Source organism: uncultured Marinobacter sp. (assembly GCF_947259545.1).
Classification (GTDB): Bacteria; Pseudomonadota; Gammaproteobacteria; order Pseudomonadales; family Oleiphilaceae; genus Marinobacter.
The window spans coordinates 521,552-534,273 of sequence record NZ_CAMYMK010000008.1 but is presented as its reverse complement, the minus strand read 5'-3'; the positions used below and the strand labels follow the sequence as shown (position 1 = coordinate 534,273).

Below are 12,722 nucleotides of genomic sequence, written 5' to 3'. Positions count from 1 at the left end.
GTCAGCGCTGCCTTATACAACACTGGCGGTTTCGGGCCTTTGTTGGCGATAAGTCGGCATGTCCATACTGCCCAGTTTCGGCGTAAGCCTGCACTGCCGGCGCCCCCAGGGGTATTGCCGTTGACTCCTCAATAGCTCCGCGCCTTCACCTTTTTGCCAGGTCTCCAGATCAAGGTCCCGCCAGAACCTGGGATTCCGGCCTGTCTGCCGATCATGCTCGGCGGTTACCGGATCCAGGTGGCGGAACGGTTCCAGCCTGGGCATGTCCGGCAGGGGCTGGGTGACGTCCATTAAGCGTTGCAGCATGTCCCACAAGGCCAGCACCTCGGTTTTTTCCGCTTCGATGTTGCTCAGGGAAGTTTTGTTAAACTGCTTTTGGGTGTAGCGATGTACAAACATCAGTCTATAGAAGATACCGCCACGTTGGACTACTCGCTCTACGTAGGCATCGAACTCCACAAACGGCGCTTCGAAGTTACGTCCCTTGCCCAAGGCGAACTTTACCTGCCCGGTCACTCGGTTGAACTCACTGCAGCCGTCTTCCAGGGTTTCGTCCAACTTCTTTTCCAGAGTTTTCTCGAAAGGCTTGAGGAGGGTTCCGACGACTTTCGTCATAAGCCAGTCGGTAGTTGGGCCTGCAATCCAAAGTGCAAATAGAAACCAGGCTCCAGGCAATGCGGTAACGAGTATCACAAATACAATAGGAGGAAACCCTAAAGCGTTAGATGCGACAGACGTTCCCCACGAAATCAGAGCCGCGCCCCCTACTGTCAAAGTCAGTATCCAAGTGAATGGAATAATCAGTATTAAAGCCTTTAATCCAAGCTTCTCATTAAGAAAGCGAAGCCTCTGATGGTCCCACCACCAGTCGGTCTTATAGAACTCCGGATCCTCTCGTTCTCCAGACTGAACCGTATCAACATCCTCCACGGTTCGGTGGTACGGGTTAAGGTTAGCGTAGGCGCCATACGGTTGGAGTTCGTCCCCAACGCGCTCCCGTTTGACCCGGGTTTCGGGTAGCTGCACCGACTGGTCAGACCGATAGGCGGTAGAAGTGTATTCTTGTGTCTCCATCGGCATGGTCATACAGACAGTTCCTTTACGGACCAAGGGGACTCACTGGTAATAGGGTGGACATGAAAAAATGTTCCGCCTGTGTGGGCCTCAATCCTAGGTGGGTACTTCAACGCCTCTCACAGTAAAATACCGATAACCATGAAAGAGGTTTGCCTGTTGATTGGAGCGAAAATCCATTTTCTCCGGAACCGTATCGTGCATGCCATGACTAAACAAAAGCATCACAGCCTCTGGCACGTCATTCGGAAGATTCTGTCCCTCTAGCCAATCTCTCCAGCGGTATGCCATTAAACATTCATTGCGCAAGACCAATCGTGCATGCCTTGAAACAGATGGGTCCGCCGATTCAAATCTACGGATCAAATCCGTTGCTTCCTCATCGACCTGGTTAAGCCAGCTCCACGACTCATCCAACTCCTCTAGTGCCGCATCCAATCTATCGCGCTCTTGCGCGACCGTCTGCCAACGATTCTCCTCAGAATCAGCCAACGCAGCGACTAACTCACTAACTCTCGAATGCAGCCAACCCGGTAACTCGTCCTGAGAACCCTCAAGAATATTTTTTGCGTGACGATACTCAGCAAATCGTTGGGACTGCCAGTACAGATACAGCATGATATGGGCTCTGAAAGCCTCCTCCGTTAACTCATGCCGGTACTGCCTCATGAAGCGCTCATAGTGACGTACTAATCCGAACATCGTGTGGGAGCCCACGACGTGATTAAACTCAAATTGTTGTGCAATTTCGCGATCGGCTTGTGCAAGATCATCCATATGGGGGATCGGAACCCCAGCCCGATAGGCTGAGTTATACATACGATGTAAAGCTACCGTGGAAAGTTCTGAGCTCGGCTTCTGGTTGCCATCCTCAAGACCACCTCCTACATCCGGACTGATTCCAGGGAATAGTTCCTCCCTCCAGTCATTATTCAATGTTCCCAAGGTCCGTTAGCGGCGATAGAAGCGACGTTCATGGGCGGCGACCAAATGTAAAGCTGTTGCAACAGCTGGATGCAAGTCTCCCCCATCGTCCAGAACCGGAGTCATTGGATGCATCCAATCGAGCGGTCCCATTTCCGGGTGAGTACGATCAACGCAATCAAAGAAACCCGCAAATTCGACAATAACTTCGATATCGTTATATAAAAACTTTTCAGCAGACTGGGTACATACATTTTCCAACAGGTTCCGGATAAACCGCTTACCTATAGCAGCGCCAAAATCGAACCCGAATACGGAAATCCGAATCGTACGTAATGGTGGCCCCTCAACTGACATTACCTCCTCTACCTTGCGGCGAAACGATCTTTCTGCCATGTCTAACCGGGTTGGCGCACCTGACATCAACAAGCTGGCAGCAACGGGGGTATCACGTATTGGCTCGAATATTTCAGTACCAGCACGAATCGCACCGTTCCGAATCTCTTTAACCCAGCCCTTCCAATCCGTAAAAGAATCCTTAAAGGTTTTTGAGAAGGTTTCGTACCAGGGGCGGCCACCACTATTACTTATCGTATGCTTGCCAGCTTCTACTCCAGCTCCATTTTTTTGACCATCTATCCCTGACACGACCTCATCTGGCGTTCGACGGGCGGCGCCACCAAAACCATTGGCGGCATCTGCATCCAATGCAACACCGAGCCCGGAAAAATAGAACTTATCAAAGTACTGAGATTTATCTTCGGAAACGCCATAATGGTAGAGAAACCATAGTTTGGAAATATTAGAGCGCTTCCCTACGCCCTCTTTGCCATCAATCCCCAAGCCCACTCCGTCAAAGAAAAAACCTAGCTGAAGGTCATTGAAGCAACCCGGATTTTCAGCATTTTCCCTACTTAACTTCGCACAGGAGTCAATTACTTTTCTCGAAAACATTAACAAACGCATCCTTGCTTTGTTCTATTTGATAATTGGATCTAGTTGATTCGCTCCAGAAAAATTTCACAGAATCATCAGCGAAAATATGCACATGAAGATAAAGCTCATCATTTGGTCTTTCAGGAATTTCAACCAACAATCTCTTGCTTTGCTTTCTAAGGCCGACATCATATTGTGATTGGGTCACACTTACGGTCCAAGTTAACTCGACTTCCCCAGAGTCAAGCTTTCCACAACAAATTGCACCACCGCTGGTTCCCGGCCCATTTCCATCGTGAGCTGCAGCCCCACCTATCCATTTACCGTTCAAATTTACATCGTGGATAGGGCGATCCACATGGTTATGGAACACAAAAGCAGCGTCCTTAGCTGCAAACGTATAGTTCCACGCAATCGGACTAAAAACTGCTAAAACAAGTATCAATTGCAGCCAAACAGGCAGTGGGTCCAAAACCTTGTTCATTAACCAGCGACCAATCATATACTCCCCTGTTCTACCGGCCCGTCGAGTAACTCAACTAATGGTTTCTGCATACTAACTGCGCGTTCCGCAAGCTCCTTAACTTCGGCGGATGCTGTTTCTTCATTACCTGCTGCCATCTCCAAATACACATAAACCCTTCGATCATCGACGGTCACGATACCCAGTTCGTCAGCTCGATTCAGACAATCCTGCACCCTTTGCCGCTTCACTCCTCCACTCAAACCACAAAACACCTCTGGCGTTTCCTTGGCAAGGCTGCTGATGAGCACATCGATCTCTGGATTGCCCACCAATTCACGCCACAGATCTTCATCCACGTCCAAGATCCATTCGTCAGAGTTACCGGATTTTGTTGTTAAACGGGATTCAAAGATCATGTGAAATTTTCCATTTTCCAACCTGTAATTCCATGAAACCAAGTCGGCGAAAAGCTCATCGAACCATGAACGCTCCACCTGATCTTTCAGTATCTTGATAATTTCCGGGCAGTAGAATCTAAGCAAACGCACCTCTTGCTCCGGAGAAATGCAGCATAATGCCGGAGCTAACTGACGGCTAAGATGCTCTCCCTCCGAGTACGCCGCTATCCATGCCTGGCTGGCACCAGCCAGGCTACTGATACTGGCCTGTTCAAGCCTTTTTACATCAAGCTGAATCAACCAAGGTCCCTCGCTGACCAAATGTAGCTGGGAATCGTCATACACGAGGGGCCACATCCTTCCTGATACCTGATCCAAGGCCACCGCACGTTCTGCAGGATCAATGAAAGCAAGCTCGGCAATAACGAAAAAGTTCAGCTTCTCATCCGCACTATCAAGCCACTCTCTGGGCACATACTCAATCACGCCTCTAATCTCCACTTACCATAAGTGCCCCATGATCCAGCGCCCTTAACCAGCATTCTTTACAGATCTTTGGCAAATCTCGAGATTCCGGCCCGGCACTTCGTCTAATCGAAGTTTCCGCCAGCTCAGGAGCGCTCGCACTCTTGTCACGATGAACGCCGAGAGTCTCAGGCCTCTCCGGCTGTCGAGATTGTTGGCCACTCCCCTTACCCGGCGACCCACCCGAATTGATCTTGATACCGGGCCCCACCAGCGTCACACCACTCGGATCCAGTTTCAGCAGGCTGCCACCAGCAGCGATGGTGAGTTCTGCCCCGGCGTCCAGTACCACTTTGGCGCCTGCCTTGTGGTGAACTTCGGTGCCGGCTTCGCTGAGGGTCCCCTTGCCGGATTTCTGGTGGAAGGTGCCACCGATATTCTGGCTGCAGTCGCCGCCGATGGACTCGCGTTTTTCTCCATCTACGGTGCAGTGATCGTTGCCTTTGATGTGAGTGAAATCGTTATTTTCGACGGTTCGGTGGCTGTCGTTTCGGATGACTTCGGTGCGGTTGTTTTCCGTCAGCAGGTCCAGGTCTTTCTGGGCGTGGACGTAGATCTGTTGCTGGTCAGCTTCGTCTTCAAATCGCAGCTCGTTACTGCCCTCGCCCTTGTGGGTCTGGGTTTTGAGGGTGGTTCTTGTCTTGTGTTCCGGCAGCGCGTAGGGCGGCGTATTGGTGGCGTGATAGGTCCGGCCGGTAATGATGGGCTGGTCCGGGTCGCCGTCCAGGTAAGAGACGATGACTTCGTGGCCGATGCGCGGCAATGCCGTAAAACCGTACTGGCCGCCTGCCCAGCCCTGGCTGACTCGCAGCCAGGCGCTGCTGTGTTCGTCGTTCTTGGAGTAACGATCCCAGGGAAATCTTACTTTTACTCTGCCATGTTCGTCGCAGTGGATCTCTTCCCCCTCCGGACCGGTGACGATGGCAATCTGGGGGCCGTCCATTAATGGGCGGTGGTTGATCTGTGGCCGCCAGGTGCGGTCTGCGGGGATGGCGTTGAAGGCGTTGTGGTAGGTGGTGGCCGCACTGCCCCCCTCTTCTTCCAGGGCCTGGGGCTGTTCGCCGGTGTGGTTGATGCTGGTGAACAGCCATTCCCGGTTCAGGGCCGGGCTGTCGTGTTCAGCAAGTTTAACTTTGGCGCCCACGGTGAAGTCGGGACGGTTGCTCTGTCCGTTGGCAATGGCGGCGTCGTTTCTCAGCGCGTCGAGACGGCTTCCAGTGAAGGGCTGGCCACTGGCGTCGGCCTTGAAGCGGCCCGGGTAGTCGTAGTGCTGATAGTCTTCCCGCTGGGCAGCCAGTTTGTCAGCCTGCTGTTCGTGCATCAGGGCGTATGCTGGATTCTTGAAGGTGTAGTCCTTCATGGCCACGGAGGCGGCCCTGATCCGCTCCCGGTAGCTGAACTGGAAGATGGCGCTCTGGCGGGTACTGCCGCCGGCCGTGCCATTGTATTCGGCGGGGGCGAGTCTGGGGGCGTCGCCGTGGTGGTCGGCGATGATCAGGGCGGGTGGTTCTTCGCCATTTACGTCACCGTGGTGATAGCGGTAATGCCAGCCTTCCTCGGCCGCCAGCCGTTCTAAAAACCCCAGGTCGCTTTCCCGGTGCTGGACGCAGTATTCCCGTTCTTCCGGGTGACGCTTGAGATCGAACACGGTATCGACGATGCCCCGCTCTTCCAGCAGGGTTCGCACGATGGCGTCGGTAGCTTGAGCCTGGAAGATGCGGCTGTTCTGCATCAGGCCCAGGCGCCACAACGGGGGCTGAATGATGACTTCGTAACGGGTGCGGCGGTAACCAGCATCGCCGCGGGCGAATTCGTTGACCACGCCCGTGAAACGCCGCAACGGCGCGCCGTCCTGCCAGATCACCAGATCCACAGTCTGTTCCAGTACATCAGCCGCCGCTACCGACGGGTCGGTGCTGGCCAGTTTGAGCTTGCCGTGAAACAGTTCAGAAAGGGCTTCGTTCAGCTCGAAGCCGACAACGGAAAAGTGATCAGAGGAAAATCCGCCAATGGTGGCGGTGAACTGCAGTCCGCTTGCCTGGGGCATGTCTTCGGTCCCTGAAGATAAAGTCGTATGTTCATTACTCGTCCTGAGTGGGCCCGATTATAACGATCGGGCTGGCGAATGTAACCCCGGTCATCCCGAGTTGAGAGGTTGACCCCAAACCCATTCTGCTGCACCCTAATCTGGTTTCATTACGCAACCGGAGAACGTCAGTGAACGACTACAAGAATCATGCAATCGTGCTCAAACAGCGTCCCCAGGGCGAAATTCAGGATGGCGACCTTGTTATGGAAGAGCGCCCTGTCAGGCCGCCCAACGAGGGAGAAGTCGTGGCCCAGGTCCTGTGGCTGTCACTGGACCCTTACATGCGCCCGCGTATGAACGATACCAAGGGATACATGGATCCCATTGGCATTGATGAGGTCATCGTTGGGGAGAGCGTCGCGCGGATCGTGGAATCCCGCTCCGACAAACTCAAGGTTGGCGACCTGGTCACCTGCTACTCCGGCTGGCAGGAATACGTGACTTTCCCGGCGGATGCGCCGATGGTTTACCAAATCAACCAGAAAGACAATGTGCCCCTGCAGACTTATCTGGGCGTAGCGGGCATGCCCGGCCGTACCGGCTACTGCGGCCTGACGTACGTAGGCAAACCCAAGACAGGTGAAACCGTGGTGGTGTCTGCCGCTTCCGGGCCTGTCGGCACCGTGGTCGGCCAGACGGCGAAAAAAGAAGGCTGCCGTGTGGTGGGCGTGGCCGGCGGACCGGACAAATGCAGTTTCGTGGTTGAAGAACTGGGTTTCGATGCCTGTGTCGATTACAAGGCGGGTAACCTTGAAGAGGATCTGAAAGCGGCCTGCCCTGACGGCATCGATATCTACTTCGAGAATGTTGGCGGTGCCGTGACCCGCGCGGTTGCACCGTTACTGAACCCCGGGGCCCGCGTGCCTATCTGCGGTTATGTGTCTGCCTACAATGCCAGTGACATGGCGTCGGTCGAGACACCGTTCCATGTCCTGAAGGCATTGGATCCGGTTCCCGATCACCGTTTTTTCCTGGTCACCGAGTGGCAGGACAAGCATCAGGAAATCACCGGCATTCTTACTGATCGCATCGCCAACGGCGAGCTGAAGTATCGTGAGACCGTTGCCGAGGGGCTGGGTTATGCCGTTGAGGCGTTCAAGGGGATGCTGAAGGGGCAAAACTTCGGGAAGCAATTGGTCCACATTACGGACTGATCTGACGTGGGTACGTCGGATTACGCCTTGCTAATCCGACGTACATACACTTAGCCGTTTACGTTCAACAGCACCTTGCCGGTGTTCTTATTGGCGTTCACGTAGGCCATGGCCTCGGCAGCCTCTTCAATGGGCCATTCACAATCAATAATCGGCTCAATCTGACCGGAACTGAGCAGTGGCCAGACGTGTCGATAAAGGGCCTGCATGACTTCCCCTTTGACCATCAGCGGTCGTGACCGCAGGGTTGATCCGATCAGGCGATGACGTTTCACCAGCATCAAACCAAGATCCACCTCGGCGGACCGCCCGCCCATCAGGCCAATCAGAACTATTCGACCATCCGCGTTCAGCACTTTCTGGTTATCGCCAATGTAACTGCCGCCCACCGGGTCCAGTACCATATCGATGCCACCCCATTTCCGGACCGCATCCACAAACGAGCCGTTGTTTCGATTCCAGATACCGGTGGCTCCGAGTTTCTGACAAAAATCCAGCTTTCCGTCATCGCCCGCGGTGGCAAACACTGGATTACCAAACGCTGTTGCCAGCTGTATAACGGCCGTACCCAGGCCACTGGCGGCCGCGTGCAGGAGGACTTTTTCACCCGGCTGCAATTCCGCCTCCCGGTAAAGATTCAGCCAGGCCGTGGCAAACACTTCTGGCACCGCCGCCGCCTGCCTGAGAGACAACCCCTCCGGAATCGGCAATACCTGAGCCGCCGGCACGACCACTTTGGTGGCGTACCCGCCGCCGGTCAGCAACGCGCAGACTTCGTCGCCCGGCATTAAGCCGCTCACACCTTCACCAACGTCGGCGATGGTCCCGCTCACTTCCAGCCCCAGAACCTCCGAGGCACCGGGAGGCGGCGGATAAACGCCGGCCCTCTGCATCAGATCAGCACGATTGATCGCGGTCCACTTCACGTCAATACAGACATGACCTTCTGGCAACTCCGAGGGAGCATCACAGGCCTCCCAGTTCAGAGCATCGCCGACAACCTTGATCGCCTTCATCATATTCGCACGCTCCGGTGTTTCATTCTTGAATCATTGAGCATACCGCTTCACTGCCAATGGTGACATACATAGTATTGCGGTAACTGCGCTTCAATTCCGTATGGCGCCATTCATATGGAGGCTTTGCATCCGGTTTCTGCTCCAGCAGCGACACCAGGGTGTCAGCCGCACACAAAGCTTCCCGTTCCGGGTCGTCAACCGAGCTGGTGTAAAGTTGGGCTGAGGGAACATATTCCGGGTAGGCGAGACGGTCCGGTGCGAGAGCCAGACAGCCAGAGGCCATGGCCTCCAGCATCGACAGCCCCTGGAAATCGTGCAAGGCGGTGGACACCACCACGTCGGCTTCATGCAACAACTTGTCGTAGGCTTCCCGGCTGTCCATATAGCCCCAGTGCACAAGGCGACTGCGGTGACGGTGCTTTATCTCATCAAACACCCTGGGCTGGTTCCTGAACTGTTCTCCCACCACGCTAAGGCGAAAATCCTGACCCACCTCTGCCAGCCGATCGAGCAGCCTTAAAAGCCGGTCCGGAGATTTGTCGTACTCCCAGCGGTGGTTCCACAATAAATGTGGGCAGGCAAAGTTGTGGGGATTGGCCCGTTCACGGAATAGATAGTCCTCTATCGGCACAGGAACGACGCTGGACTTGTCCCGGATCTGACGAATCACTCCATCGGGTACGCCGTCAGGTAACTTGTTGAAAAACTCGTCGACTCCAACGAGAAAGCTGTCCCGGTTCCACTGACTGTTGAATACCACGTGGTCGGCGGCAATCGCGCTGTACAGGTTAACCATCTGGGGCTCGACACTGGCGTGCTGCTTGCCGGAATCCGGGTAGGCAAACTGGTTTTCATGCATATAGAGCAAAGCGGGGGTGCAGGCAAGATGGGGGTGAAACCCTCGAACGGACGCCAGATCCACCATGGATGTTACCAACAGCAGATCCCAGTGTTCCCGAAACGCGGGTTCCTGAAGCCAGGTCAGTGCGTTCCCGCGAATCCGCCAGCGGAAGAACCGGGGCGGCAAGGCAAGCACGTGCCAGTCAAATTCCGGCTGGCTGGCAACCAGCTGTTCCCGCCAGCGCTTGTGGCTGCCGGCATCGTAGGCGGATAACAACAGTACTCGTGGTTTTGACGGGGATAGCGGTTGCTTGAGCATGAGCGCATTCTGCCCTACTCCCGGTTCGACAGCCAGATACTCTGGTAGGGCTTTAACGTGATGGAACCGCTCAGGTCATCCACCCGCAGCCCGGAAATCAAATCCACCCACTGGTCGGTACCAATCAGGTTAATGTCACTGAGGGCGATTTTCTGAACCTCGTCGCTGATATTGTGAATGCAGAAAATGGACTGGTCCCGCCGCATGCTCTGGCGCCAGAAGCCGAACAACTGTAACCCGAGGTGGAGCGTGAACTGAGTGGCATTGGGATGGAACGCCGGCTGACGGCGGCGAATGGCGATCAGGCGCTTGAGCTCCTTGAATACCTTGCTGTGATGGCTCAACGGGTTGGCCAGCTCACTTTCGATCGATTCCAGCTTCCACTGCCCCCGATTAATGGAACGCAGACGGCCGGTGTGCTCTGCCCGCTCATAATCGTTTTCTGTGGCGAGCAAACTGTGAATGTAGAAGGCCGGGATTCCCTCCAGTGCCAACATCACCGTATGGGCGCAGATGAAGCGCTGCATTTGCCAGTGATCAGCCCCACCTTTGACGGTCCCCTTGAGCGCATCGTACAGCGCAATGTTGATTTCATAGGGCTGGTCACGGCCGTCTTCCGTACGACGGTATGAAACCTTACCGCCGAAGGACTCCATGGCATTGATCAGACCCTGCTTTTCGTCCTCGGTCAGCAGGCCATCGGTGGGACGCAAGCCCACACCATCATGGGAAGCAATGAAATTCAGATAGGTAGTGCCCATCTGCGCCGGAGGCATGCTCATCAACCAGGTTTTCAGATGCCGGCAGTTCCCGGTCACCAGGGTGTGGATCAGCAGCGGTGGCAGGGAAAAGTTGTAAATCGCGTGCGCTTCGTTGGCGTTTCCTAAGTACGTCAGGTTTTCCCGGTTGGGCACGTTGGTTTCGGTGATCACCACCGCCCGCGGGGTGTGATGTTCAATCAGCAGCCTCAGGATCTTGATCAGTTCGTGGGTCTGCTGGAGGTGGATGGAAGGCGTCCCCGGTTCCTTCCACAGGAAGGCCACGGCATCGAGCCGGAACATGACCACGCCACGCTCCAGGTATTTCCGGATGATCGACACGAACTCCATCAACACGTCCGGGTTAGCAAAGTTCAGGTCCACCTGATCTTCACTGAACGTGCACCAGACGTATCGCTCGCCATCCTCCGTCATCACCGGGTTAAGCAGTGGCGATGTCCGCGGACGCACCACCGCACTCAGGTCATCGTTCAGGCTGGCCTCGAAGAAGTAATCCTTCCCCGGGTCTATACGCTTGCGGAAGTTCTCGAACCAGCGGCTGCGAGCGGACATGTGATTGATCACCAGGTCCGCCATCAGCCTGAAATCCCCGGCGATGCGCTCAATGTCTTCCCAGGTGCCATGGGATTCGTTGACCGCCAGATAGTCCATCACTGAAAAGCCGTCATCGGAGCTGTAAGGAAAAAATGGCAGGATGTGGACGGCCGAGACGTCATCCGCCAGGTAATCCTTAAGGAACTCACGGAGCGTTACCAGCGGCTTTTCATCCGCTCGCCGGATGGTGTCCGCATAGGTAATCAGGACAATGTCCGCTTCGTCCCAGTTATTCTGGTGCGCCGGTGGAGGCTCCTGATTCGGAGCGAGCCCCATGGTCTTGAGCAGTTTTTCCGCCAGAAACCCACTGTCGAGATCGGGGTAGACGACCTCCAGCATCCCCGCCAGTTTGGATTTCAGTGGTTCTCTCATGGGCGGAACTCCTTATTATCCAGATCCACCGCTTCCATCAGTTGCTCTTTGATATCCGGAATCGCACTGGTTACCCGGTTCCAGCTCGGAATAAACGGTGTATCCATAGGATTATCGAGGAAATAGGCCCCGGCGCGCATCACATTCTGCGCAAACAGCTCTACCGCTTTTTCTTCCTTGTGGCGATCGAAGGTCAGGCCATTGATGATGGCATCATTCTGGTAGGTCTCGACAAAATCCAGCGCGATCCGGAAGTAAGTCGCCTTGATGGTGCGAAACTTCTCGTTGGAGAAAATCTCGCCATTGGTGGCCAGCTTTCGGAACAACGCCTTGGAAATGTCCGTGCTCATCTTGGACAGCCCGCCGCTGGCATCTTCCGGCGACAGTTCCTGGTGCTTGTGGTCGTAGGTGTCGGCAATGTCCACCTGGCACAATCGGTTAGTGGCGTAGTTGCGCTTCATTTCCGACAATACCCCTACCTCCAGCCCCCAGTCACTGGGGATCCGCAGGTCGTTGATGACATCCGTCCGGAACGAGAACTCCCCCGCCAGTGGGTAACGGTAGCTGTCCAGGTAATCCAGGAAATCGTTGGGGCCACAGACTTTCTTCAGCGCCCGTATTAGCGGCGTGACCAGCAGACGACTGACGCGACCGTTCATTTTGCTGTCCGCTACCCGGGCGTAATACCCCTTGCAGAACATGTAATTGAAGGCAGGGTTGGCGACCGGGTAGATCAGGCGAGCCACCAACTCCCGTGTGTAAGTCAGAATATCGCAATCGTGCAGGGCGACGGACTTGCTGAGACCGGAAGCCAATACATAGCCAAAGCAGTACCAGACGTTACGCCCCTTGCCCATTTCCGTGGGCGCCAGGTTCTGTTCCCGGAGCTTGAGATCAATGGCTCGCAGCCGGGGGCCATCATTCCAGAGCACCTTGACGTTCTGAGGCAGTTCCGAAAAATACTCCAGGGCATAGCGATACTGCTCTTCCGTTGCTCGATCCAGCCCGATGACGATCTGTTCCAGGTACGGCACTTTGGCCAGCTCACTGACAATGTGCTTGAGTGCCGGCCCTTCCAGCTCCGAGAAAAGCGAGGGCAACACCAGTGACATGGGGCGTGCCTTGCGAAAGTTCATCAGTTCCTGTTCGAGGTCTTCCACCGGACGGCGGGTCAGGTTATGAAGGGTGGTGACGATGCCGTTCTGGTAAAAATCGCCCATGGCTGTATTCCTC

The 12,722-nt window shown here is 55.0% G+C and carries 11 protein-coding genes; 1 reads left to right on the top strand and 10 read right to left on the bottom strand.

Features of this window, described 5'->3' with window-relative positions:
• Positions 1-12 precede the first annotated feature (12 nt).
• From Q0Y21_RS14110 to tssI, 6 genes are all read right to left on the bottom strand, one after another.
• Positions 13-615, bottom strand: coding sequence for a hypothetical protein (locus Q0Y21_RS14110; RefSeq protein WP_297796756.1), 603 nt, complete (start codon positions 613-615; stop codon positions 13-15).
• Positions 616-1,170: 555 nt separating this feature from the next.
• Complete coding sequence (locus Q0Y21_RS14105) at positions 1,171-1,851, bottom strand: hypothetical protein (protein WP_297796753.1); 681 nt, start codon at positions 1,849-1,851, stop codon at positions 1,171-1,173.
• A 174-nt stretch (positions 1,852-2,025) separates the two neighbouring features.
• Entirely contained in the window at positions 2,026-2,952 is a 927-nt protein-coding gene (locus tag Q0Y21_RS14100; RefSeq protein WP_297796750.1) for a hypothetical protein, read from the bottom strand.
• Positions 2,930-3,436 carry a DUF3304 domain-containing protein gene (locus tag Q0Y21_RS14095; RefSeq protein WP_012139544.1) on the bottom strand — a complete coding sequence of 169 codons (507 nt, stop codon included), beginning with the start codon at positions 3,434-3,436 and terminating at the stop codon, positions 2,930-2,932. The genes Q0Y21_RS14100 and Q0Y21_RS14095 overlap by 23 nt, the downstream gene beginning before the upstream one ends.
• Positions 3,433-4,284, bottom strand: coding sequence for a DUF4123 domain-containing protein (locus tag Q0Y21_RS14090; protein ID WP_297796746.1), 852 nt, complete (start codon positions 4,282-4,284; stop codon positions 3,433-3,435). The genes Q0Y21_RS14095 and Q0Y21_RS14090 overlap by 4 nt, the downstream gene beginning before the upstream one ends.
• Before the next feature lie 4 nt (positions 4,285-4,288).
• Complete coding sequence (tssI, locus tag Q0Y21_RS14085) at positions 4,289-6,370, bottom strand: type VI secretion system tip protein TssI/VgrG (RefSeq protein ID WP_297796743.1); 2,082 nt, start codon at positions 6,368-6,370, stop codon at positions 4,289-4,291.
• 170 nt (positions 6,371-6,540) lie between these two features.
• Here tssI and Q0Y21_RS14080 point away from each other — a divergent pair, with 170 nt between their 5' ends.
• Positions 6,541-7,566: an NADP-dependent oxidoreductase gene (locus Q0Y21_RS14080; RefSeq protein ID WP_297796740.1), complete on the top strand. Its 1,026-nt coding sequence runs from the start codon at positions 6,541-6,543 to the stop codon at positions 7,564-7,566.
• Positions 7,567-7,616: 50 nt separating this feature from the next.
• Here Q0Y21_RS14080 and Q0Y21_RS14075 read toward each other — a convergent pair whose 3' ends face one another.
• Genes Q0Y21_RS14075 through Q0Y21_RS14060 form a run of 4 tightly spaced genes read right to left on the bottom strand, consistent with a single transcriptional unit; the run spans position 7,617 to position 12,709 of the window.
• Entirely contained in the window at positions 7,617-8,585 is a 969-nt protein-coding gene (locus tag Q0Y21_RS14075) for an NAD(P)H-quinone oxidoreductase (RefSeq protein WP_297796737.1), read from the bottom strand.
• A gap of 19 nt (positions 8,586-8,604) precedes the next feature.
• Entirely contained in the window at positions 8,605-9,744 is a 1,140-nt protein-coding gene (locus tag Q0Y21_RS14070) for a DUF3524 domain-containing protein (RefSeq protein WP_297796734.1), read from the bottom strand.
• 14 nt (positions 9,745-9,758) lie between these two features.
• The gene (locus Q0Y21_RS14065; RefSeq protein ID WP_297796731.1) at positions 9,759-11,489 is read right to left on the bottom strand and encodes a sugar phosphorylase; all 1,731 of its coding nucleotides are present in this window, start codon (positions 11,487-11,489) and stop codon (positions 9,759-9,761) included.
• Positions 11,486-12,709 carry a glycosyl transferase gene (locus tag Q0Y21_RS14060; protein WP_297796728.1) on the bottom strand — a complete coding sequence of 408 codons (1,224 nt, stop codon included), beginning with the start codon at positions 12,707-12,709 and terminating at the stop codon, positions 11,486-11,488. Before Q0Y21_RS14060 ends, Q0Y21_RS14065 begins: the two co-directional genes overlap by 4 nt.
• Positions 12,710-12,722: the final 13 nt, after the last annotated feature.

What these genes read in the sequence shown, in the direction of transcription:
- Q0Y21_RS14105 (WP_297796753.1), bottom strand. Translation starts at nt 1,851, where the DNA reads ATGGATGATCTTGCACAAGCCGATCGCGAAATTGCACAACAATTTGAG.
- Q0Y21_RS14075 (WP_297796737.1), bottom strand. Translation starts at nt 8,585, where the DNA reads ATGATGAAGGCGATCAAGGTTGTCGGCGATGCTCTGAACTGGGAGGCC.
- Q0Y21_RS14070 (WP_297796734.1), bottom strand. Translation starts at nt 9,744, where the DNA reads ATGCTCAAGCAACCGCTATCCCCGTCAAAACCACGAGTACTGTTGTTA.
- Q0Y21_RS14110 (WP_297796756.1), bottom strand. Translation starts at nt 615, where the DNA reads ATGACGAAAGTCGTCGGAACCCTCCTCAAGCCTTTCGAGAAAACTCTG.
- Q0Y21_RS14065 (WP_297796731.1), bottom strand. Translation starts at nt 11,489, where the DNA reads ATGAGAGAACCACTGAAATCCAAACTGGCGGGGATGCTGGAGGTCGTC.
- tssI (WP_297796743.1), bottom strand. Translation starts at nt 6,370, where the DNA reads ATGCCCCAGGCAAGCGGACTGCAGTTCACCGCCACCATTGGCGGATTT.
- Q0Y21_RS14060 (WP_297796728.1), bottom strand. Translation starts at nt 12,709, where the DNA reads ATGGGCGATTTTTACCAGAACGGCATCGTCACCACCCTTCATAACCTG.
- Q0Y21_RS14100 (WP_297796750.1), bottom strand. Translation starts at nt 2,952, where the DNA reads ATGTTTTCGAGAAAAGTAATTGACTCCTGTGCGAAGTTAAGTAGGGAA.
- Q0Y21_RS14095 (WP_012139544.1), bottom strand. Translation starts at nt 3,436, where the DNA reads ATGATTGGTCGCTGGTTAATGAACAAGGTTTTGGACCCACTGCCTGTT.